The following is a 22,489-nucleotide window of genomic DNA, read 5'->3' as shown; positions in this document are numbered from 1 at the left end:
GAGGACACATGCGTATCGCCATCGCGGGCGACCACAACGGGCTCGCGCTGAAGGCCCGTCTCGCCGGGTGGCTGACGGCCGCCGGGCACGGCGTCGACGACCGCGGCGCCTACCCCCACGACGCCTCGCAGGACGCCGAGCCCGACGTCGTCGACTACCCGCCGCTCTGCGCCGACGTGTGCGTGCAGGTGCTCAGGGGGCCCGCGGACCGGGGCATCGTGCTCGGCGGCAGCGGCCTCGGGGAGACCGTGGCCTGCAACAAGTTCACCGGCATCAGGGCCGGGCTCTGCCACGACGTGTGGAGCGCCGGGATCTCCCGCGGCAACAACGACTCCAATGTGCTGGTGCTGGCCGCCAAGGTGCTCGCGCCGGAACTGGCCGAGGAGATCGTGGCGACCTGGCTCGACACCCCGTTCAAGGGCGGCGTGCACCGGCGCAGGCTCGACCAGATCGCCGCCATCGAGCGCGGACGCGAGCCCCGCTAGCGCGGACGCGAGCCCTGCGGAAACGCCGCGCGGAGCGGCGCGGGGCCGGGCGCGGCAGGGCGCGCGGCAGTGGGGAAGGGCCCCGGCCGGGGAGTGGCCGGGGCCCTTCGGGGTGGGGGGAGGTACGGGGTCGGCTCCCCCCTGCGGGAGGCGCGGGGTCAGCTCTCCACGCCGCCGAGGAACTCCAGGACGCGCGCGGGGGCGCTGGAGTCCGTCTGCTCGGCCACCGGCACGTTCCACAGCTCCGCGAGCGGCAGGCACTCCTTGAGGTAGCGGGCCGCCGAGGGTGCGTGCGAGCTGTCCTGGCCCGGCACGATCAGCGCGGGCACGTCGAGGGTGAGCAGGTCCTCGGGCTCGGGGCCCGGCACGGTGTCCCGGTCGAAGAGGAGGCGCGCCATGCCGTCGGCCATCGTGAGATAGCGCTCCTGGTCCATGGCCGCGTACCGCTCGGCGAAGGCGTGGTCGGAGCGCAACAGCCGTACCCAGGGCCCGAGTCGGGGCTCCGCGGTGAAGCCGGCGTCGGTGGACCCGGCGAGCTTCACCACCTCGGCGAGCCCGTTCTCCTCCACGAACGCGAGGTGCCTGCGGAACCTGGAGTGCTGCTTCATGCGGTACTTGACGCCGCCCGCGGGGGAGTAGAGCACCATGCTCCGCACCCGCTCGGGGTGTTCGACGGCGAGCACGGCCGCGGTGGAGCAGCCCACGCAGCCGCCCATCAGATGGGCGCGCTCGATGCCGAGGCGGTCGAGGAGGCCGAGGCCCTGGCGGGCGTAGTCGCTCCAGGAGACCCGTTCGAGGCGGCCGCCCGAGCCGCCGGACTCCCGGCGGTCGAAGGTGACACAGGTGTAGTGCCTGGTGAGCTGGTCGAGCAGCCGGAGCCGCCGGTAGACGCCCACCTCGCGCCAGCCTTCGAGCGAGGAGTCGAAGCCGCCGGGCGAGAACATCAGCAGCGGGGGCCCCTCGCCCGCCACCTCGTAGCGGGTGGGGATGCCGTCGGCGTCCGCGATGGGCATGGCGGGTCGGTCCTCTCTTCGCTCTGCCGGTCTGCGCCCGGCCTCGATCCGTTCGGTGAAGACCCCCCGGTGGTATGGGGGTTCACTCCGCGGGCGGCACCGGGATGCCCCCGGCGATCTGCCGCGCCGCGCGCACGTCGTCCGCGTAGGCGGTGATGGCGTCGAGGGCGGTGCGCGCCACGTGGGCGTAGGTGTCCGGGGGGTTGTCGAGGGTGGCGGCCGAGTAGCCGATGGCGGCGCCCGCCATCCGCATACGGCCGTCGAGCCAGGGCCCGCCGCCGAAGCCGCCGAGCACCGGGACCGACACCGAGCGCGCCACCGCGGCGCCCACCACGGGGCCGGAGTTGGTGAAGTTCAGCAGTGCGGCCCCGGCCTCTTCGAGCCGCTTGGCCTCGGCGACGAGCGCGTCCAGCATCTCCACGGGGACCTGGTCGGCCGCCGAGGGCACCGCGTTGTACTCGACGCCGTAGCGCAGTGCGGTCTGCGGGGTGATGCCGAACTGCGCGAACACCGGGATGCCGGCGCGGGTCACGGCCTCGACCGCCTCCGGGAAGTCGGCGGCGCCGTCGAGCTTGACCATGTCGACCCCGGTCTCCTTGACGAACCGGATCGCCGCGCGCACCGCGGCGTCCGTGCCCTCCTGGAGCGGTCCGAACGGGAAGTCGACGCTGACCAGGGCGCGTTCCACACCGCGGCGCACCGCGCCCGCGACGGTCACCATCTCGTCCATGGTGATCTCGAAGGGGTTCGAGTGCCCCCACAGGTTGACCCCGACGGTGTCGCCCACCGAGACGAGGTCGACGCCCGCGCGGTCCACCACCCTGGCCATCTGGTAGTCCCAGGCCACCACCCCGACGATCTTGCGGCCCTCGTCCTTCATCCGCGCGAGCGAGCGGAGCGTGATCCTGTCGGTCATGGTGTCCTTCCTGGGACGGGCCCGGGGCGGGCCCCGGGATGGGCGGGGCGGGCGCCCCAGGACCCGCGGGTCACACCCGCAGGGCCGTGAGCAGTTCGAACGCGTCGCTCTCGTCGGCCGAGAGCAGCAGGACGCGGGCGTAGGGGCGCAGCGCCGCGACGGCGTCGTCGGCCTCGAAGCCGTCGCCGAGCACGACCCCCGCGGTGGTGATGCCGCCGCGGCCGCACAGCCGCCCGATGGCGGCGGCAGCGGCCCTGCCGCCGTCCTCGGTGGCGAGGACGACGACCACGTCGGTGCCGGAGAGCACCCGGTCGAGGGCTGCGGGGGTGCCATCCAGCTCGGTCAGCCGTACCTCGCCCGCCGCGTCGAGGCCCCGGTTCGCGAAGAAGCGGGCGTGCGCCCAGTGGGCGGCGGCGAGCCGTCTCGCGACGCCCTCGGCCCGCTCGTCGAGCGCGATCACCCGCGCCGACCTGGCGGGCCTGATCGGCACCTGGATGCGGTACCGGGACTCGCTCGCCGAGGTGGCGCGGGCACACGAGCTGAGCGGCGCCGGGTGCGAGGGCACGGCCGTGTGCAGATCCGTGTGCACATCAACAGGCATGCTGCCCCCGGTCAGACGGTGGACTGGCGGACGCCGGGCGTGACCTTGACCGCGTCCCGGCAGGAGTCGAGGAACGACTCGGCCTGCGGCAGCACCACGGCGGCGGAGCGCACCCTGTGGTGCGCCGGGTCGACCCCGGGCGGGGTGGTGCCCTCGTCGCGCAGCGCCAGCACGGCCTTGCGGAGCTTCTGCCTGGCCTTGATGATGCCGCTGTCCGCGGGCACCAGGCGCTCCTTGGTGCGGTCCACGACCGGGCCCATGGACTCCTGGAGCGACGCGTCCTGCATGGCGATGCCCGCCACGCCCGAGTACGTCTCGCCGCGGCGCTGGGCCTCGCGGTCCATCAGGTAGTCGTTGTCCATGTTGGCCATGGGGCGGTAGGTGCCGGGGATGTTCTTGCTGTGCACCCCGTGCCCGTCGATCATGGCCTGCCGCTCGGTGTCGGTGAGTGCGCGCACCGGGTGGTAGTCGAACGAGTACGCCCAGCAGTTCTCGTCGTCGATCGGCACCCAGAAGTGGCCGTGCATCGGGTGGTCGCCGCGCGGCGGCACCATGGTGAAGTTCGGCATGACCCAGGGCGTGATGCGCCAGTAGTACTTGCCGTCCTCGGCGTTGCGCCTGGCGCCCACGAACAGGCCGCCCTCGCTGTCCGCCACCTCGAAGAAGGGCTTCGTGTCGTTCAGGTTGTAGTCGTTGCCCTTGGACCCCTTGAACAGCGGGTCCGTCTTCAGGCCGCCGGAGTGCAGGAAGGTGACGTGGCTGGAGTCGATGCCGCCCTCGAACGCCTGGAGCCAGTTGCACTGCTGCCAGCGCTTGGAGATGTAGGTCTGCTCCGGGGGCACCAGCGAGAACTCCCACTCGGGCAGCGGCGGCTGGGTGGCCGCGTCGCCCATGTACGTCCACAGCACGTCGCCGATCTTCACCAGCGGGTACGAGGTGAGCTGCACGTTGTCGCAGAAGCTGCTGTTGTCCGCCTCGGAGGGGACCTCGATGCACTGCCCCGTGATGTCGTACTTCCAGCCGTGGTACGGACAGCGAAGCCCCGAGCCCTCGTTGCGGCCGAACCACAGCGAGGCGCCGCGGTGCGCGCAGAACTCGTCCACGAGGCCGTAGCGGCCCTCGCTGTCGCGGAAGGCGACCATGCGCTCGGAGAGCAGCTTCACCCGCACCGGGGGAGCGTCGTTCTCCGGCAGCTCCTCGGCGAGCAGGGCGGGTATCCAGTACTGCCGGAAGAGTTCTCCCATGGGCGTGCCGGGGCCGGTCTGCGTGAGCAGCTCGTTGATGTCTTTTCTGAGCACAGCCGTTTCCTTTCGGATACTGACCTGCCACCGGGGGTGGCACGGAATGTGCGTGGCCTCCGGCGTCGCGAGCCGATGAGGGGGGCGGGGTGTGGGGTGCGGCGGCGCCGTGGTCAGGGCTGCTCGGGAGGTATGTCCACGGTCAGGCCCGACAGTTCGTCGGTGACGGCGATCTGGCAGGAGAGGCGGCTGGTGTCCCTGCGTTCTGACACCCCCATGTCCAGCAGGTCCTCCTCCATGTCCCCGGGCTCGCCCACGAGTTCGGCGAACTCCTTGCGCACCCAGACATGGCAGGTGGCGCAGGAGGCGTTGCCGCCGCACTCCGCCACGATTCCCGGCACACCGTTTCTGACCGCGGCCGACATGACCGTGTCCCCCGGTGCGGCGTCGACGGTGTGTTCGGAACCGCCGCTGCCGACGTAGATCACCTTGGGCAAGGTCTTCCTCCCTCTCAAGGCGCGGGTTGCTACCGAAGCGACGGATGCGGCATGAGCCGGTCCCGCCCTTGGTCCGACCATTAGACCAGATCACTGTCGAGGGAACAAGCAGGTGGGACAACAGATGGGGCAACGTGCGGGGCAACGCCAGGCCCGGGGGCACACAATCGCCTCATGCGCACCCTGATCCTGCTCCGCCACGGCGAGAGCGAGTGGAACTCGAAGAACCTCTTCACCGGCTGGGTCGACGTGGGCCTGACCGCGCGCGGCGAGGAACAGGCCCGCGCCGCGGGCGTCCTGATCCGCGCCGCGGGCCTCGCGCCCGCCACCGCCCACACCTCCGTGCTGCGCCGCGCCTACCGCACCTGCCACCTGGCACTTCGCGCCGCGGGCACCCCGAAGGCGCCGGTGGCCCGCACCAGGCGGCTCAACGAGCGGCACTACGGGGCGCTTCAGGGGCGCGACAAGGCGGAGGTGCTGCACACGTACGGCGAGGAGCGCTTCCGCGCCTGGCGCCGCTCGTACGACGCCGCGCCGCCGCCGATCGAGCCGGGAGACCCCTGGGACGTGTGCCCCGCGGGCGACACCAGCGGCGAGCCCGTGCCGCGCACCGAGTCGCTCGCCGACGTCACCGCCCGGCTGCTGCCGTACTGGGAGGCCGAGATCGCGCCCGCGCTGCGCGAGGGCGCGGGCCCGGTGCTCGTGGTGGCGCACAGCAACTCGCTGCGGGCGCTCGCCGCGCACCTCGACGGCCTCGGCGGCGAGGAGTTGATGCGGCTGAACATCCCCACCGGCATCCCGCTCGCCTACGAACTCGACCCCGCGCTGCGTCCTGTGCGGCGCGGCGGTTCCTATCTCGACCCGGTGGCCGCCGAGGCCGGGGCCCGTGCGGTGGCCGAGGAGGGGCACCGCGGCAGGGCGCCGGAAACCCGCCCCTGACCTGGGGGAGCGGATGCGGCGGAGTCGTTGACACGTAAAAACGGGTGGACTTATGGTTCTACCAATCTCTACACAGGCCCGACAGACGGTTCCATCGGCCCGGTACCCGCCCCGGGGCAGCCCCCGCCCGTCACACGTCACCCGCCGGACCGGAACCCGCACAGTCTCCGTACTACCCGTCTCAGCGCCAGGGGCGGCCGGCCGAGGGGCCAGGCCGGACACCTCCGTGGCACGAAGCCGATCAGGAAAGGCCGTGGTATGGCCAAGGACGCGATCGTCGACGACAAGTTCGCGGCAAAGTTCGCCACCGAGAAGGACTCCCCTTATACGCGCTGGGTCGGCGCCGAGGGGCTCGACATCATCGCCGCGCACTACGTGCCCGACCTGCGCACCGTCGAGCTGAAGCCGTGGGAGCGGCGCGGCGGCCGTGGCGTGTTCATCAACCACGAGGCCACCCGCACCTCCAATGACTGCTACGTCTGCGAGATACCCGCGGGCGGCCAGCTCGCCCCGCAGCGCCAGCTCTACGAGGAGATGATCCTCGTCCTCGACGGGCAGGGCTCCACCAAGGTGTGGAACGACGCGGGCGCCGAGGTCACCTTCGAGTGGGGGCCCGGCTCGATCTTCGCGATCCCGCTGAACGCCAGCCACCAGCACTTCAACGGCTCGGGCCTGAAGACCGCGCGGTTCGTGTCCTCCACGAACATGCCGCCGATCATCAACCTCTACGACGACGTCGACTTCGTCTTCCACACCGAGCGCGACTTCCCCGAGCGCTTCAACGGCGAGCCCGACTACTTCTCCCCCAAGGGCGAGCAGAAGGGCCTCCTGCTCGACACCAACTTCGTCGCGGACGCCGTCAACCTCCCCCTCATCGAGGCCAAGGAGCGCGGCGCGGGCGGCGGCCACATCCGCTTCGCCATGGCGAAGGGGTCGATGAACAGCCACATCTCGCAGTTCCCCACCGCCACGTACAAGAAGGGCCACCGGCACGGACCCGGCGCCCACGTGATCATCCTCTCCGGCGAGGGCTACAGCCTGATGTGGCCGGAGGGCGAGGAGCCGCGGCGCTACGAGTGGGGCCCCGGCTCCCTCATCGTGCCCCCCAACATGTGGTTCCACCAGCACTTCAACACCGGCACCGAGCCCAGCCGCTACCTCGCCTTCAAGCACGAGGTGGTCTCCATGCGCAACGCCCAGGGCGTGCCCAAGGCGTGGATCAGCATGCGCATCGGCGGCGACCAGATCGACTACGCCGACGAGTCCTCGCTGGTCCGCGACACCTTCAAGGAAGCCCTCGCCAAGCACGGCATGGAGCCGAGGATGGACGAGGCGTACGCCGCCGAACTGCCCACCCTGCCGCCGAAGCCCGAGCTGGGCGGCTGACGCCGGACATCCGACGGTCTCCCTCCTGCGTGCGGCTCGCGCCCTCCCCCTGCGGGCCGCACGCGGTCTTTCACGGGCGCGGACTCGCGCGGGCCGAGCCGCCCCGCCGTCCCGAAGGAAGGCAGCACGTGGGGCACGCGCACACCGACGACCACGAGGACCACCACCACCCTCACCACCACACCCACCAGGGCGGCCAGGACGACGACGAGCCGCGCACCGTCCACTCCTCGTACATCCCGGGACACGACCACGACCACGACGACGAACCGATCGGGGCCCTGGAGGACAACCCCATCTGGCAGCAGGACAACGTCATGCTGCGCAGCGTCGGCATGGACATCGGCTCCTCGGGCACCCAGGTCGTCTTCTCCCGGCTCCATCTGCGGCGCATCGGCGAGGACCTCACCAGCCGCTACCTGGTGATCAACCGTGAGACCGACTACCGCTCGCCCGTCGCCCTCACCCCCTACGCCGACGCCGAGCGCATCGACGCGGCCGGGCTCGGCGCCCTCATCGACGCCGCCTACGGCGAGGCGGGCGTGGCACCCGGCGAGGTCGACACCGGGGTCGTCATCCTCACCGGCGAGGCGCTGCGCCGCCACAACGCCGAGGCGGTGGCCGGGGTGCTCGCGGAACGCGGCGGCGAGTTCGTCACCGCCACCGCGGGACACAACATGGAGGCCATGCTCGCCGCCTACGGCTCGGGCGCCGCACACGCCTCGTACGACCAGGGCCTGCGCATCCTCAACATCGACATCGGCGGCGGCACCACCAAGCTCGCCGTCCTGGAAGCGGGCCGGGTGGTGGCGACCGCCGCCGTGCACATCGGCGGCAGGCTCCAGGTCACCGACGCCGAGGACCGCATCGTACGGCTCGACCCCGCGGGCGCCGCGCATGCCGCACGCGCGGGACACCACTGGAAACTCGGCGACACCGCGCGCCCCGCCGAGATCGAGGAGGTGGCGGAGCGCATGGCCGACGCGCTGGTCGCCGCGCTCGCCGAGGACCCGCCGCGGGACGTCGCCGACCTCTACCTCACCCCGCGCCTCGGACCGCTCGGCCATATCGACGGTGTGATGTTCTCCGGCGGCGTCGCCGAGTACGTCTACGGGCGCGAGGAGACCTCCTTCGGCGACCTCGGCCGCCCCCTGGGCCGCGCCGTGCGCCGCCGTGTCGACTCGGGCGCGCTCGGCCACCCGCTGCTGCCGGCCGGCGAGTGCATCCGCGCCACCGCGCTCGGCGCCTCCGAGTACAGCGTGCAACTCAGCGGCAACACCGGCTTCATCTCCGACCCCGACGCGCTGCTGCCACGCCGCAACCTCCAGGTGGTGCGCCCCGAGCTGAAGCTCGGCGACACCGTCGACGCGGCCGAGGTCGCCGACGCCGTACGGCGCAGGCTCACCGCCCTCGACGCCGACCAGACCGGCGCGGAGACCGCCCTCGCGGTGCCCTGGAGCGGCCTGCCCACCTACGCGAGACTCCACCCCTTCGCCACCGGCCTGCGCGACGCGCTCGCGGAGCGGATCGCCGCGGGCCGCGGTGTGTACGTCATGCTCGACGGCGACGTCGCCATGACCCTGGGGCGCCTGCTGCGGGACGAACTCGGGGTGGAGGGGCCGCTGTTGGTGGTGGACGGCCTGAGCCTGCGGGACTTCGACTACATCGACATCGGAAAGGTACGGCATCCCTCCGGGACGGTCCCCGTCACCATCAAGTCGCTGATTTTTTAGGCTCGTTCGCCTCCGGGCCCACTGAGTCGGTGTCCCGCACCACCCGTGCTCACTCCGCTCCTTCGTCGCTGCGCTCCGCGCGGGCGGCACGGGACACCGACGGGGCCCTTCGGCTCACTCGCCCTGCGAGGCGCCATGCGAACAGCGTTGCTTCGGGATGGCCCTTCGACACAGGCAAGCACGAAACCCTCGGGCTTCCGGTGGCACAGGGAGGCGGCGACCCGGGTGAGCCAACAAAAAAAGGCCGCCCGCGCCCCCCGTCAATTCCGGGTGGAAATCGCTCCATACGCGCACTGGTAACAATAACGTAACGTCGACGTCGCATGGTTAGACCATAAGACCGAAGCTGGTGTTTCATGCAGAGACCGAAGCGACCCGCTCGGACTTCCCAACCGCACGAACAGCCCGACCGCCGTCCGGTCCCCTCCCTTGCTGCCAGCGCCAATCGCCCGCCGACGAGGGCCGCGACCGGCTTCGCCCAGGAGTGTGCGATGCGTCATGGTGTGCTTGCTGCCGGTCTCGTGGTCACCGGCCTGATCCTCACGGCCTGCGGAAACGCCCCCACCACCCAGGCAGGCGGCGGCTCGTCCGCCGCGTCCGACCCGTACGCCGACTACGCCTCGCTGACCGGCAAGGCACGTACCGACAAGCTGCTCGCGGACGCCAAGAAGGACGGCTCCGTCCTCGACCTCTACACGTCGAACACCGACATCCAGGACCTCGTGAGCGGCTTCAAGAAGGCGTACCCGCAGATCAAGGTGAACGCCTTCCGGGCCAACTCCGAGACCGTCCTCCAGCGCGTCACCCAGGAGAACCAGGCCAACAAGCCGCAGAACGACGTCGTCGACACCAACGACCTCGAACTGCGGGAGATGGACAAGGCACACCTGCTCAAGCCCTACGACGGCCCCTCCAAGGACGACCTCAGGGAGGAGGCCACCGGGCTCGGCGGCTGGACCGCGGAGCGGTTCAACGCCTTCGTGGTCGGCTGGAACACCTCCGTCGTCCACAAGGGGCAGGAGCCGAAGAACTTCACCGAGCTGGCCGACCCGAAGTGGAAGGGCAAGCTCTCCATGGAGGTCGGCGACTGGGACTGGTACGCCGCCATGCACACCTACCTCACCGAGAAGAAGGGCATGAGCGACTCCGCGGTGAACGACCTCTTCAAAAAGATCGTCGCGAATGCCAAGGTGACGAAGGGGCACACCGTCCAGGGCGAACTGCTCAGCGCCGGGCAGTTCGGTGTCGCCCTCTCCGTCTACAGCCACACCATCGACCAGGCGGCGAAGAAGGGCGCGCCCGTGGCCTGGCGGCCCGCGGTCGAGCCCGTCATCCTGCGGCCCAACGGGGTCGCGCTCATGACGAGGGCCCGGCACCCCGCGGCGGCCCTGCTCTGGGTCGACTGGGTGCTGGGCGACGGCCAGAAGGCGGTGACCGAGTCCGAGCGGATTCCCGCGGCCAAGCACGTGCCGGGTGAGAAGGACCCGATCCCCGCCGACGCCACCGTCTACAGCCTGCCGAAGACCGCCGAGACCGACGGCACCAAGTGGAGCGACGCCTACGACGCGTTGCTGCGCGGTGTGCCCACCGCGCACTGACCCCGACCACCACCGCACCTCATCTCCAGGAGCACACCCTCATGAGGACCCGTAACCTGACCATCTCGCTGTCCGGCCTGCTGGCCGCGGCGCTCCTCGCGGGGTGCGGCGGTGTGCCGGGCTCGCAGGCGAGCGGCAGCAGCAAGACGAACGCGGTCTACGACCAGATCAACGACCTGCCGAAGGACCAGCAGCGTGCCAAGGCCGAGGAACTGGCGAAGAAGGAGGGCGGGACGCTCTCCCTCTACACCTCGATGACCGCGGACATCGTCACACCGGTGGCCAAGGCGTTCGAGAAGAAGTACGGCATCAAGGTCAGCACGTTCCGCGGCAACTCCGAGACGGTCCTCCAGCGCACCCTCCAGGAGGAGCAGGCGGCCAAGCCGGGCGCGGACGCCGTCGAGACGAACTTCCTGGAGATGAGCGTCCTCGCGGGCAAGGGCAACCTCGCCGACTACCAGGGCCCCTCCCTCGACAAGGTGGAGGCGGCCGGCAAGTTCGACCACTGGACCGCGAGCCGCTTCAACATCTTCCAGCCCGCCTGGAACACCAACCTCATCAAGCCCGGTGACGAGCCCCACAGTTGGGAGGACCTGGCGCTGCCCAAGTACAAGGGCAAGATCACCCTGGAGCTGAGCGACAGCGACTGGTTCGAGAACGTCACCAAGTACTGGCTGGCGCACGGCAAGACCCAGGCCCAGGTCGACGACCTCTGGAAGAAGATCGCCAAGAACGGCCGGGTGGCCAAGGGACACACCACGATGATGCAGTTCCTCACCGCGGGCCAGACCCCGATGGAAGCGATGAACTACACCTACATCACCGAGCGGGCGGCCGAGCAGGGCGCCCCCGTGACCCACCTCCCGAAGAACGGCAAGTCCACCATCCCCGCCTTCGGCCGCCCCAACGGTGTCGGCATGATCAAGAACGCCAAGCACCCCGCCTCCGCCTGGCTCTTCTACGACTGGTTGCTCTCCGACGGCCAGAAGGTACTGGTCGACCTCGGCCTCAGCCCCTCCACCAAGGTCCCGGGCGACCACAGCCTCGACGGGCTGCAACTGGAGAAGTTCGACGTGAAGGGCCTGGCGCAGGACGACGGCGGCTGGGACAAGAAGTACGACGCGCTGCTGCGCGGCGTCGCCCAGGTCGGGAAGTGATCACGTGGCTCTCGCACCCATAACAACTACCGCGCCCGAGGGCGACGGCACCCCGAAGCTGCCGTCCGGCGGCCACGGGCCCGTGACCCCCGGCAGACTGGCGACCCTGGCCCGCAAGCTCTTCACCTTCCAGGGCCTGCTGGTCGGCGGCGCCGTCATCGTCGTCGGCTACCTCGCGCTCGTCCCGCTCGGCTACCTGATCCACGACACCTTCCTGAGCCAGGACGGCACCGGCATCTCCGTCGACGCCTTCTCCCGTGCCTACGGCGGCAACTCGCAGGCCGGCTCGATGATGATGAACTCGCTGGGCTTCGCGTTCGGCGCCGCCGCGCTCGCGCTGATCCTCGGCACCGCGCTCGCCTACATCCAGGTGCGCACCGACACCCCGTTCAAGGGCCTGTTCTTCGCCGCGTCCCTGGTGCCGCTGATCGTGCCCGGCATCCTCTACGCCACCTCGTGGATCTTCCTCGGCGACCCGCAGAGCGGCATCGTCAACCAGCTCATCTTCAAACCGCTCTTCGGCTCCACCCCCATCAACATCTACAGCGTCTGGGGCATGATCTGGGTGCAGGGACTGCACCTCGCGCCCGTCGCGTTCCTGCTGATGGTGGCCGCCTTCCGGGCCATGGACCCCTCCCTTGAGGAGTCCGCCGCGATGTCGGGCGCGGGCCGGATGACGGTGCTGCGCCGGGTCACCGTGCCGCTGCTGCGGCCCGCGATGATCTCCGCGGCGCTGCTGATGTTCGTGCAGTCCCTGGAGAGCTTCGAGGTGCCGGGCCTGCTCGGCCTCCAGAACGGCATCTATGTCTTCACCAGCCGTATCTACTTCGTTTTGCGCGCCTACCCCATCGACTACGGGGCCGCGGGCGCCCTCGCCATCGGCCTGCTCGCCATCGCCGCCGCGGGCGTGCTGCTCTCCGGATGGCTCCAGCGCTCCTCGCGCAACTACCAGACCGTCACCGGCAAGGCGTTCCGCCCCCGGCCGGTGGAGCTGGGCAGGGCCAGGCCCTGGGTGGGCGCGGGCGTCATCGTCTACTTCCTGGTCACCGTGGTGCTGCCGGTCGCGGTGCTGGTGTACGCGTCGCTGCTGAAGTACTACGCGGCGCCCTCCAAGAAGGCGTTCGACTCGATGTCCTTCGCCAACTACAGCGAGGTGCTGCACATGCCCCTCGCCTTCACCGCGCTGAAGAACTCGCTGATCCTGGGCGTCGGCGCGGCCACCATCGTGATGCTGCTGACCGCGGTGGTGTCCTGGGTGGTGCTGCGCACCAAGGCCCCCGGGCGCCGCTTCCTCGACATGCTCGCGTTCACGCCCATCGTGATCCCGGGCCTCGTCCTCGGCCTCGCGCTCGCCTTCGTCTACCTGCGCGTACCGCTGCCGATCTACGGCACCCTGCTGATCCTGCTGCTGTCCTACTGCACCCGCTACCTGCCGTACGGCATGCGCTACTCCTCCGCGGCCATGTCCCAGATGGCCCCGGAACTGGAGGAGTCCGCCGAGGTCTCCGGCGCCTCCTGGTTCCAGACCTTCCGCCGGGTCCTGCTGCCCCTGATGAGCAGCGGCATCCTGGCCGGCTGGGTCTACATCCTGGTCGTCTCCTTCCGCGAGCTGTCCAGCACCATCCTGCTGTACAGCCCCGGCAAGGAGGTGCTGTCGGTGCTCATCTGGGAGCAGTTCGAGAACGGCCAGTTCACGACGCTCGCGGCGCTCGGCGTCTGCATGGTCCTCATCCTCGTCGTGCTCGTGTCCATCGCCTACCGCTTCGGAGCCCGCTTCGGCCTCCAAGGCGACAACTCCAACTAGCCAGGCCCTGAAACAGCCGAAGCCAGCCAGCCCGAAGGGACACCAGGGATGCTCAACGTCGAATCCCTCTCCAAGAGTTACGAGTCGGCAGCGGGCTCGCGCAAGGCCGACAAGGCCCGCAAGGCCGCCGCGAACAACGGTGAGAAAGCCGCGGACATCGCCCAGAAACCCGCCGACAACACCCGTCACTTCGCCGTCGACGGCATCGACTTCGACGTCCAGGACGGCGAACTGTTCACCCTGCTCGGCCCGTCGGGCTGCGGCAAGACCACCACGCTGCGCTCGGTGGCCGGCCTCGAACGCCCCACCGCGGGCCGGGTCAGCCTCGGCGACCGGGTGCTGTTCGACGCCGACAAGGGTGTCAACCTGCGGGCCAACCGCCGCGGCTTCGGCATGGTCTTCCAGTCGTACGCGATCTGGCCGCACATGACGGTGTTCAAGAACGTCTCCTTCCCGCTCGACGTGATGCCGCGCGCCAAGCGGCCCGACCGGTCGGAGATAGAGGAGCGGGTGCACCGTGTCCTCGACGTCATCGAACTGGGCGGCTACGCGTCCCGGCCCGCCACCAAGCTCTCCGGCGGCCAGCAGCAGCGCCTCGCCCTGGCCAGGGCCCTGGTCACCCAGCCCGAGCTGATGCTGCTCGACGAGCCGCTGTCCAACCTCGACGCCAAGCTGCGCGAGTCCATGCGCTTCGAGCTGAAGCGCCTCCAGCGCGAGCTGAACCTCACCGCGATCTACGTCACCCACGACCAGTCGGAGGCGCTGGTCATGTCCAACCGGATCGCGGTGATGAACAAGGGCCGCATCGAGCAGATCGGCAAGCCCAGGGAGATCTACACCAGGCCCGCCACCCGGTTCGTCGCCGAGTTCATCGGCACCTCCAACTTCATCGAGGCCAGCGTGGTCTCGGTGGAGGGCGAGGAGGTCACCGTCGAGACCACCCAGGGGCGTCTCGTCGCCACCAACTGCCCCCGGGTGCCCACCGTCGGGGAGCAGGTGCTGCTGTCCATCCGCCCCGAGTGCGTCGACCTGTTCGAGGCGCCCCGCGGCGGCATCCCCAACGAGTGGTCGGGCAAGGTGCGCAACCGCGCCTTCCTCGGCGACTCCATCGACCACATCACCGGCGTCGGCGACCTGGAGATCCGCAGCCGCTCCAACCCCACCGTCTCCATCCCCCCGGGAACCGAGGTCCACCTCTCCGTGGCCCCCGACAAGGTCACTCTGGTCCCCGTCGACTGACGGGCGGCGCCCCCGCCGGCCCCGCCCACGCTCGGGGCCGGCCGGGAGGCCGGGAACCAGAGCGACCCATGACACCCGCAGGACCGGCCCGCACCGGTCCCGTGGGGCCCGAGGAAAGGGATGAGGCGTGCCCAAGGCCCTGCCCGACGTGCTGCGCAACCGCGACTTCGACCTCTACTGGGGCGGAGTGATCTTCTCCCAGATCGGAACGCGCGGAGCCGTAGCGGCCAACCTCTACCAGGTCTACCAACTCACCGGCTCCACCGCACAGGTGGGCCTCGTCGGCCTCGCCCAGGCCGTCGCCCTGCTGGTGCTCTCCCCGGCGGGCGGCATCTACGCGGACCGGCTCGACAGGCGGCGGCTGCTCCAGGCCACCCAGCTCGTCGCGCTCGTCGTCTCCGCCGGCCTCGCGGCGGTCACCCTCGCCGACGTCGCCACCGTGTGGACGGTGCTGGTGTCCTCGCTGCTCGCCACCGCCGCCGCCACCTTCGACCAGCCCGCCAGGCAGGCGCTCATCCCCGCGATGGTGCCCAGGAGCCAGCTCGTCGAGGCGTTCGCACTGCTCAACCCCTCGCGGGAACTCGCCGTCCTGGTGGGTCCCGCGTTCGCCGGTGTGCTCATCGCGCTCGGCGGCCCCGGCGCCGTCTACGTCTTCGACGCCGCCACCTACGCGGGGCTCGTCGTCGTCCTCGCGATGCTGCGGGTGCCGCCGCTCGCCGTCGACACCGAGCGCAGATCGCTGCTGGAGAGCCTGCGCGAGGGCGTCTCGTACGTCAGCCACCGGCCCGTCGTCTGGCAGCTCATGGGCCTCGACCTCGCCGCCACCGTCTTCGCCTCCTACCGTGTGCTGCTGCCCGCGTTCTCCGACGACATCCTGCACGTCGGCGCCACCGGTTACGGGCTGCTGTCCGCTGCGCCCTCCGCGGGCGCCCTCATCGGCTCGGCCTGGGTGTTCCGGCTCGTACGCACCGCGCGTTCCGGGCACATCGTGCTCTGGGGCACCTCCGCGTACGGCCTCGCGGTGATCGGGCTCGCCCAGTCCAGGATGTTCGTGCTCGCGGTGGTGATGGCCGTCGCGGTGGGCGCGGCCGACGCCGTCGCCACCACCGTGCGGCACGCCGCCGTACAGGTGGAGACGCCCGACACCCTGCGCGGCCGGGTCTCCGCGATCTACCAGATGTGCTCGCGCGGCGGCCCCGCGCTCGGCGACTCCCTCATGGGCACCGTCGCGGGCGCCATGGGGCCGATCGGCGCCCTCACCCTCGGCGGTGTGCTGCCCGCCGCGATCTCGGGCCTGAGCGCGTGGCGCAGCAGGACGATACGCGAGTACACCGTCGAGGGCACCGGCAAGAAGGCAGGCGCCGCCAAGGGCGCCGAGACCGCCGGGGCCGCGGACGGTGCCGCGACGCAGGGCGCCGCAAAGGACAGGCCCGCCACCACCGACCCCGGCACCCCCACGGCCGGGGAAGCCCCGCCCGCAAGCTCGACCGACCGACCCACAAGCACCCCGGAGGGCAGCCCCGTGCCGCCCTCCGCCGGATGACCGCAGGGAGACACCTTTGGCCACCCACACGACCACCGGAACCACCCACTACCACGTACAGAAACGCCGCCGCGCCCAGTTCATCGAGGAGTGGCGCTCCAACCACCGCACCGTCCGCACCCTTGAGGACGCGACGATGCACCCCACCGAGCGCGGCCACCGGATCGGTGTCTACGTGGGCGCCGACGGCGACCTGCCCACCCGCAGCATGGACGCGCTGGCCCACGAGTTCGACCCCGGCACCACGACCACCGTGCACCGGCACTCCTGGGACGCCATGGTGTTCGTGGTGGCGGGCAACGGCTGGACCGAGATCGACGGCAAGCGCATCGACTGGGGCCCCGGCGACTCCCTTCACCTGCCCGCGTGGTCCTGGCACCGCACCGGCAACGAGGGCACCACCACCGCCCGCTACCTCACCTTCTCCAGCGAACCCATGCTGGAGACGATGGGCATGGCGATGGTCGAGGACGCCGGGCACACCCCCGCCTCGGAACTCCCGCCCCGCCCGCCGTTCTCGCCGGGCCACGACGGTGCCGACCCCTACGCGACACGGCTGCGCCGCCTCGCCCGCGACCAGGAGGGGCGCCGCTCCGGCCGCCTCCACACGAGCTGGGACGAGCTGGAGCTGCGCAACACCCCGCGCGGCACCCGCACCACCTTCCTCCTCGACCGGGCCATCGGCTACCAGGCGTCCGGCATCACCATGGCCATGTTCGAGATCGGCCCGGGGCGCGCCCAGTCGATGCACCGCCACCCCGGCGAGGCGTGGCTGTACGTCGTCGAGGGCTCGGGCGAGAGCTATCTGGGCTCCGAGCCCGAGGGCGGTGAGCGCCACCCGTGGAAGAAGGGCGACATCATCGTCGTCGACCACTTCCTGTGGCACCAGCACATCAACACCGACCCGAACAACACCGCCAAGGTCGTCCGCATCCACATGTTCGACAGCCTGCTGGAGACCATGCGGGCGCTGTGCGACCCGCTGGTGCTCTTCGAGGAGCCGCCGGACCACGTCCGCGACGCCCAGGCCGGCGACCCGTCCACCATCGAGTGGCCGGAGCTGACCCGGCCGACGTGGCCGTGAGCCGGCCGACGGCGGCGGGGGGCCGCCGGTGAGCACCGCGCTGCCGCAGGGTGTGTCGGGCCTGCACGCCCTGCCGTCCGACCACCACGACGGCCCCTGGGACGCGGTCATCACCCCGCCGCGCCTGAAGGAACGGCTGCTCGCGACCGCGCTCCTCGTGCTGCGGCACGGGGCGCGGCTCGCGGGCTCCGCGGTGGCCCCGCACGGCCTGATCGTGCTCGCGGGGCCGCCGGGCACCGGGAAGACCACCCTCGCCCAGGGGCTAGCGCAGGCCGCGGCCCGCCAGCTCGCGCCGCACGGCGCGACCACCCTGGTCGAGGTCGATCCGCACGCCTTCCCCAGCGATCTGCTGGGGGAGAGCCAGCGTTCGGTCTCCAAGCTCTTCCACGAGACCCTGCCCGAGCTGGCCGCGAGGCGCCCGCACACCCTCGTGCTGCTCGACGAGGTGGAGGCGCTGGCGGTGCGCAGACAGGCCGCGTCGTTCGACACCAACCCCGTCGACGTGCACCGTGCCACCGACGCCGTGCTCAGCGGCCTCGACGCGCTGCGCGCCGAGCGCCCCGGCACCCTGCTGGTGGTCACCACCAACTTCGCCGAGGCCGTGGACGACGCCTTCCTCTCCCGCGCCGACCTGGTGGTCCGCACCACGCTGCCTGACGAGAGCGTCGTCCCCCGGATCGTGGCCGACTCGCTGCGTGAACTGGCCGCGCAGTGGCCCGAGTTGCGCCCGCTCGCGGCGGACGAGGCGCTGCACGCCCGGCTCGGCAAGCTCCTCGCGGGCCTGGACGGCAGGCGCATCCGCAAGACCGTGCACGGCGCGCTGGCGCTGCGCGTGGAGACCGCCAGGGACCCCGCGCTGCTGAGCGCGCGCGACCTGGTGGAGGCGGCCGAGGAGACGGCGGCCGAGGCGGACGCGGAGCGCTGAACGGGCGGCGCCCGTAGGGGTCCCGACGTACGGGTCCCGACGTACGGGCGCCGGTCGCGCCGCCCGCGCCGACCGGCGCCCGTACCGCGCCGACCGCGCGAAAAGGGCCGTGCCCCTCCGGGGGCACGGCCTCTCACCTTGCCGGTGTCTTCCTGCCGGTGCTACTTCTTCTCGTACTCCGGCGCGTCCTCCAGGTAGTGCACCGTGTCGTACCCCAGGTGCTTGAAGACACGGTTCTGGGCCGAGAGGACCCTGAGGGGGGTGCCGTCGGCCGCGAAGAGCTGGCAGATGTGGTTCTGCGGGACGTACAGGGTGTCGCCCTTGGCGATCTCGTGCCGGGTGGGCTCCTTGGCGACGCGCGCGTAGTACTTCTCCGCGATCTCCGCCTCGACCTCCCACTGGAGGGCGTAGCCGCCGCCGTCGAGGACGTAGAAGACCTCGTCGGCCATCTTCCAGTACTTGCCCGAGCGGCTGCCCGCAGGCACGTCCAGCTCGAAGGCGTCGATGGAGAAGATACGGGCGTCGGTGCGCTCGGGCGACGACATCACCCGCACCCGGCCGAGCGGGGTGTTCTCCCACTTGGTGTCCGCGGGGGAGATGACCTTCTTGCGGTCCTTGACGCCCGGCGTCCAGATGCGGGACCAGTCCTCGCGCTCGCCGAACGCCTCGGGCCGCTCGATCGGGCCGCTGCGGCCCTGCTGCCACAGGCCCATGAACATCCAGGTGCTCTTCGCCTTCACGACGAGCGCGGTGGCCGTCTCGCCGTTGGGGTTGAAGTGCCGGTGCACGGAGTCGGTGTGGACGAAGACGAGGTCGTCCTTGGACCAGTCGTAGCGCTGGTCGTCGTGGATCTCGTAGCCCTTGCCGCGCAGGATGTAGAACGCGGCCTCGTTCTGGTGGCCGTGGCCGTGGTTGCTCGACTCGGGGGGCAGTTCCACGAAGTGGACCTGGATGGTCTGGGTGAGGAAGTCCTCGTCACCGGGGCCGACGCGCCACCAGGTGCGGGACTTCTCGCTGTCTCCGGAGTGGGCCACCTTGGCGTCGTCGACGACCTTGGAGTCGTCGCGCACGCGCTCGGCCTCTAGCTGCATCCGGCGGAAATCTCCGAGACCGTAGGTCTCGGACGTAAGGCCGCGAACGAAGACGCGCCCCTTCTTAGCCATGGATAGCCTCCTGTGCAGGCGTTTTCTGACGTCGCTTCCGCATTGTTTGGATGGACTAACCATAATGCCTTCAGGGTCTCCGCGTAACCCCCTGACGTGGGGGTGGGTCGTGACCGCGGACCGGGTGCCGGAACGACGAAACGCCCCGCGGCGGTGTGTCCGCGGGGCGTCGGTCGGGCCGGTGGGTGGGGGCGCCTACGCGCCCGGGTCGCCGCCCTCCGCCCTGACGCGGGCGGCGGTGCGCTCCAGGTGGGCGCGCATGGTGGCGGTGGCCTTCGGCACGTCGCGGGCCGCGACGGCCGCCACGAACTCCCGGTGCTCGACGGAGCCGCGCTTGCCCATCCTGGGCTCCACCGAGTGCGCCGTGCGCAGGCTCATCAGCAGCGGGCCGTGGAAGGACTCCACCAGCATCCGCACCGCCGAGTTGTGGGTGGCGGCGGCGACCCTGATGTGGAAGTCGGCGGACATCTCCATGGTGTAGTCGCCGTGCTCCATCGCCTCGATGTGCTCGTCGCACATCGCGAGCAGCTCCTCGATGTCCTCGTCGGTGGCGCGCTCGACGATCAGCGGCACGATGCCCAGCTCGAACACCAGCCGCGCCTCGGTGACCTCGGCCGCGGTGAGCGGCGAGAGCGAGAGCAGGGTGGCAAGGCCCTCGCCGACCTGGCGGGAGTCGGGCGTGGTGACGAACGCGCCGCCGCGCGCGCCCACCCTGATCTCGACGAGCCCGCTCGCCTCCAGGATGCGCAGCGCCTCGCGCACGGTGACCCGGCTCACCCCGAAGTGCACACAGAGGTCGCGCTCGCTCGGCAGCCGGTCGCCCGGTTTCAGCCGCTCCTCCTTGAGCAGCAGCCGGATCTGCTCCACGATCACCTGGGAGACGCGGCTGGAGGAGACGGTCTTGAACAGCTCTTCTGGCGCCGCGTTGGGCATGGGGGCCGGCTTGCCCCCGGTCTTGGCGGCCTGAGGCTGGCTCCTGGGACGGGATGGCATGCGTACAGTCTCCCATGGGCGGCAGCTTGGTTGACCTGCAATCAAGCAATGGTTTAAGGTCATACCAAAGTACCAGCTAGGGGCCCGGGGTGAGGATGATCGCGACCACGTGTGCACGGAGTGTGACCCGGGTCACGGCCCCCGATGCCTGAGCTGCACACCGAGGCCCCCGCGGACGGCGGCGCCACATCCCCCGCACCGGGCACGGAGAGCGCGCTCCCGGCCGGCGAGGCACGCGAGGCGCTGCGCGACAGGGTGGCCCTGGCCTGTAGGGTCCTCGCCGTCACCGGACTCGTCGAGCACATCCTCGGCCATGTCAGCGCCCGTACGGGACCCGACACCCTGCTGATCCGCGGCCGCGGCCCCGCCGAGCGCGGGCTCGCCTTCACCGTCGCCTCCGACGTCCGCGAGACCGGCCTCGACGACGGCCGCGGCGCCGCCGACGACGGCTGGGCACCGCCCAACGAACTCCCCATCCACACCGAGGTGCTGCGCGCCCGCCCCGACGTCACCGCCGTGGTGCACGCGCACCCGCCCGCCGTGGTCGCCGCCTCCGCCGCCGACCTGCCCTGGGTGCCGCTCATCGGCTCCTACGACATCCCCGCCGCCCGCCTCGCCCACGACGGCATCCCGGTCTGGCCGCGCTCCGCCCTCGTACGCCGCCGCGACCTCGGCGAGGCCATGGCCGCCGCGCTGGGCGGGCGCCCCGCGGTGGTGCTGCGCGGCCACGGCCTGGTGACCGTCGGCACCGGGGAGCCCGCCCAGGCCGTCGCCACCGCAGTCACCACCGCGCTCGCCGTCGACTCCCTCGCCAGGGCCATGCTCGCGGTCGCCGCCACCGGCGCCCCGCTGCGCCCCGTACCCGACGAGGACCTTGCGGAACTGCCCGACCTGGGCGCCTCGTTCAACGTCGGCGCGATGTGGCGGCACCTCGCCGCCCGCGCCGAGCACGAGGGCCCCGCGGTGCCGCTGCGCCCCTGACCGGGCCGCCGCGCACCCGCCCCCGGAACGTCACGGAAGGCCCAGAACGTCACGGAAAGAAGGACACGCGTGCTCTTCCTCGACAACCGGGTGACCGCGGACGTGCTCACCATGCCCGACGTGGTGGCCGCGCTCGACGCCTCCTACCGCGACCTCGCCGGCGGCGACGGCGTCTGCCGCCCCCGTATCGACCTGCGGATACCGGTGGACGACGAGCGCGTCTACCAGTGGGGCACCATGGAGGGCGGCTCCGCGCGCACCGGGTACGCGGCGATCCGCATGAAGTCGGACATGCTCGTCGAGACCGGCGCGGGCGACACCCGCACCCAGGACAAGTACTGCGTGACGCCCGGACGTTACTGCGGCCTCGTGCTGCTGCTCGACATCCGCACCGGGGAGCCCCTCGCCATGCTCAACGACGGGCTGCTGCAACACCTCAGGGTCGGCGCGGACTCCGCCATCGGCGCCGACCACGGCGCCCGCGCCGACGCCCGGGTGCTGGGACTGCTCGGCTCGGGCGGGATGGCGCGCAGCCATGTGGAGGCGTTCCTCGCGGTGCGCCCGCTCGCACGCGTCCAGGTGTACAGCCCCACCAGGGCCAACAGGCAGAGACTGGCGGGGGAGTTGCGGGAGCGGCACGGTGTGGACGCGGTCGCCGTGGACGAGCCCGCCGCCGCCCACGCGGGCGCCGACATCGTCGCGGGGTGCACGGACTCGGTCGGCGAGGTGGTGTACGGCGACCACCTCGCCCCCGGCACCCATGTCACCTGCATCGGCGGCAGGCCCGACGCACGGGCCGTGGCGCGGGTGGACCGCTGGCTGCGGCTCGGCGACGCGAGCGTCCCGAGCGAGCTGCCGTCCTGGGCCACCCAGGACGAGTACGTGGTCTACCGGGCCCGCGAGGACGCGCCCGTGTGGCGGCGCCACAGGCACAAGCTGCGCGGGCACCGGCCGCCCGACGACGGCCGGGTGGTACGCCTCGCCGACGTGCTGTCGGGCACCGCGAGCGCCCGCGACGACGAGCGCCAGATCACCTTCTCCGAGCGCGGCAACATCCAGGGCGCCCAGTTCCACGCGGTGGCCGCGGTCGTCTACGAGCGGGCCAGGGACCGGGGCCTCGGACACGAGATCCCCCGGGACCTCCTGCTCCAGGACATCCGCGACTGACCCACCGGCGTCCGGCCACCCGCGACC

The 22,489-nt window shown here is 71.3% G+C and carries 20 protein-coding genes; 13 read left to right on the top strand and 7 right to left on the bottom strand.

Going from position 1 to position 22,489, the window contains the following annotated elements; genetic code table 11:
• Nucleotides 1-8 precede the first annotated feature (8 nt).
• The gene (locus ACIBIW_RS00415) at nucleotides 9-485 is read left to right on the top strand and encodes an RpiB/LacA/LacB family sugar-phosphate isomerase (protein ID WP_399330294.1); all 477 of its coding nucleotides are present in this window, start codon (nucleotides 9-11) and stop codon (nucleotides 483-485) included.
• 158 nt (nucleotides 486-643) lie between these two features.
• On the opposite strand, the gene ACIBIW_RS00410 is transcribed toward ACIBIW_RS00415, so the two are convergent.
• The 5 genes from ACIBIW_RS00410 to ACIBIW_RS00390 all read right to left on the bottom strand — a co-directional run bounded on the left by ACIBIW_RS00410 (nucleotide 644) and on the right by ACIBIW_RS00390 (nucleotide 4,750).
• Entirely contained in the window at nucleotides 644-1,498 is an 855-nt protein-coding gene (locus ACIBIW_RS00410; protein WP_399330292.1) for an alpha/beta fold hydrolase, read from the bottom strand.
• Nucleotides 1,499-1,580: 82 nt separating this feature from the next.
• Nucleotides 1,581-2,414: a 3-methyl-2-oxobutanoate hydroxymethyltransferase gene (locus ACIBIW_RS00405; protein ID WP_399330290.1), complete on the bottom strand. Its 834-nt coding sequence runs from the start codon at nucleotides 2,412-2,414 to the stop codon at nucleotides 1,581-1,583.
• Nucleotides 2,415-2,484: 70 nt separating this feature from the next.
• Nucleotides 2,485-3,015, bottom strand: a complete 531-nt coding sequence (locus ACIBIW_RS00400; RefSeq protein ID WP_399330288.1) for a 3-methyl-2-oxobutanoate hydroxymethyltransferase — start codon at nucleotides 3,013-3,015, stop codon at nucleotides 2,485-2,487.
• An 11-nt stretch (nucleotides 3,016-3,026) separates the two neighbouring features.
• Entirely contained in the window at nucleotides 3,027-4,313 is a 1,287-nt protein-coding gene (locus tag ACIBIW_RS00395) for a Rieske 2Fe-2S domain-containing protein (protein ID WP_399330286.1), read from the bottom strand.
• A gap of 113 nt (nucleotides 4,314-4,426) precedes the next feature.
• Nucleotides 4,427-4,750: a 2Fe-2S iron-sulfur cluster-binding protein gene (locus tag ACIBIW_RS00390; protein ID WP_399330284.1), complete on the bottom strand. Its 324-nt coding sequence runs from the start codon at nucleotides 4,748-4,750 to the stop codon at nucleotides 4,427-4,429.
• Nucleotides 4,751-4,924: 174 nt separating this feature from the next.
• Between ACIBIW_RS00390 and ACIBIW_RS00385 the strand changes: the two genes are divergently transcribed.
• From ACIBIW_RS00385 to ACIBIW_RS00340, 10 genes are all read left to right on the top strand, one after another.
• On the top strand, nucleotides 4,925-5,689 hold the full coding sequence (locus ACIBIW_RS00385) for a 2,3-diphosphoglycerate-dependent phosphoglycerate mutase (RefSeq protein WP_399330282.1): 765 nt from the start codon (nucleotides 4,925-4,927) through the stop codon (nucleotides 5,687-5,689).
• Between the two features lie 258 nt (nucleotides 5,690-5,947).
• Nucleotides 5,948-7,075, top strand: a complete 1,128-nt coding sequence (locus tag ACIBIW_RS00380; RefSeq protein WP_399330280.1) for an ethanolamine ammonia lyase-activating protein — start codon at nucleotides 5,948-5,950, stop codon at nucleotides 7,073-7,075.
• Between the two features lie 128 nt (nucleotides 7,076-7,203).
• Nucleotides 7,204-8,808: an ethanolamine ammonia-lyase reactivating factor EutA gene (locus tag ACIBIW_RS00375; RefSeq protein ID WP_399330278.1), complete on the top strand. Its 1,605-nt coding sequence runs from the start codon at nucleotides 7,204-7,206 to the stop codon at nucleotides 8,806-8,808.
• A gap of 491 nt (nucleotides 8,809-9,299) precedes the next feature.
• Nucleotides 9,300-10,406 (top strand): ABC transporter substrate-binding protein, encoded by a 1,107-nt coding sequence (locus tag ACIBIW_RS00370; protein WP_399330276.1) that lies wholly within the window; start codon nucleotides 9,300-9,302, stop codon nucleotides 10,404-10,406.
• Nucleotides 10,407-10,447: 41 nt separating this feature from the next.
• Complete coding sequence (locus ACIBIW_RS00365) at nucleotides 10,448-11,563, top strand: ABC transporter substrate-binding protein (protein WP_399330274.1); 1,116 nt, start codon at nucleotides 10,448-10,450, stop codon at nucleotides 11,561-11,563.
• 82 nt (nucleotides 11,564-11,645) lie between these two features.
• Nucleotides 11,646-13,367 carry an ABC transporter permease gene (locus ACIBIW_RS00360; RefSeq protein WP_399330272.1) on the top strand — a complete coding sequence of 574 codons (1,722 nt, stop codon included), beginning with the start codon at nucleotides 11,646-11,648 and terminating at the stop codon, nucleotides 13,365-13,367.
• Between the two features lie 48 nt (nucleotides 13,368-13,415).
• The gene (locus ACIBIW_RS00355; protein WP_399330270.1) at nucleotides 13,416-14,606 is read left to right on the top strand and encodes an ABC transporter ATP-binding protein; all 1,191 of its coding nucleotides are present in this window, start codon (nucleotides 13,416-13,418) and stop codon (nucleotides 14,604-14,606) included.
• Nucleotides 14,607-14,733: 127 nt separating this feature from the next.
• A complete protein-coding gene (locus ACIBIW_RS00350; RefSeq protein WP_399330267.1) occupies nucleotides 14,734-16,149 on the top strand; it encodes an MFS transporter in 1,416 nt (471 codons plus the stop codon).
• A 16-nt stretch (nucleotides 16,150-16,165) separates the two neighbouring features.
• On the top strand, nucleotides 16,166-17,233 hold the full coding sequence (locus tag ACIBIW_RS00345; RefSeq protein WP_399330265.1) for a cupin domain-containing protein: 1,068 nt from the start codon (nucleotides 16,166-16,168) through the stop codon (nucleotides 17,231-17,233).
• 28 nt (nucleotides 17,234-17,261) lie between these two features.
• Nucleotides 17,262-18,158, top strand: a complete 897-nt coding sequence (locus ACIBIW_RS00340; RefSeq protein ID WP_399330263.1) for an AAA family ATPase — start codon at nucleotides 17,262-17,264, stop codon at nucleotides 18,156-18,158.
• A 161-nt stretch (nucleotides 18,159-18,319) separates the two neighbouring features.
• Here the strand turns inward: ACIBIW_RS00340 and ACIBIW_RS00335 are convergent, their stop codons facing one another.
• Together ACIBIW_RS00335 and ACIBIW_RS00330 are read right to left on the bottom strand one after the other, a co-directional pair.
• Complete coding sequence (locus ACIBIW_RS00335) at nucleotides 18,320-19,321, bottom strand: cupin domain-containing protein (protein WP_399330261.1); 1,002 nt, start codon at nucleotides 19,319-19,321, stop codon at nucleotides 18,320-18,322.
• Nucleotides 19,322-19,516: 195 nt separating this feature from the next.
• Nucleotides 19,517-20,314 carry a FadR/GntR family transcriptional regulator gene (locus tag ACIBIW_RS00330; RefSeq protein ID WP_399330259.1) on the bottom strand — a complete coding sequence of 266 codons (798 nt, stop codon included), beginning with the start codon at nucleotides 20,312-20,314 and terminating at the stop codon, nucleotides 19,517-19,519.
• Nucleotides 20,315-20,458: 144 nt separating this feature from the next.
• On the opposite strand from ACIBIW_RS00330, the gene ACIBIW_RS00325 reads away from it, so the two are divergent.
• Both ACIBIW_RS00325 and ACIBIW_RS00320 read left to right on the top strand, forming a co-directional pair.
• A complete protein-coding gene (locus ACIBIW_RS00325) occupies nucleotides 20,459-21,295 on the top strand; it encodes a class II aldolase/adducin family protein (RefSeq protein WP_399330257.1) in 837 nt (278 codons plus the stop codon).
• Nucleotides 21,296-21,364: 69 nt separating this feature from the next.
• Complete coding sequence (locus tag ACIBIW_RS00320; protein WP_399330255.1) at nucleotides 21,365-22,462, top strand: ornithine cyclodeaminase family protein; 1,098 nt, start codon at nucleotides 21,365-21,367, stop codon at nucleotides 22,460-22,462.
• Nucleotides 22,463-22,489: the final 27 nt, after the last annotated feature.

It is taken from the genome of Streptomyces sp. NPDC050560 (assembly GCF_044457285.1).
Lineage (GTDB): Bacteria > Actinomycetota > Actinomycetes > Streptomycetales > Streptomycetaceae > Streptomyces.
Note: the sequence above shows the minus strand (reverse complement) of the source record. Positions and strands in the feature narration are given on the sequence as shown.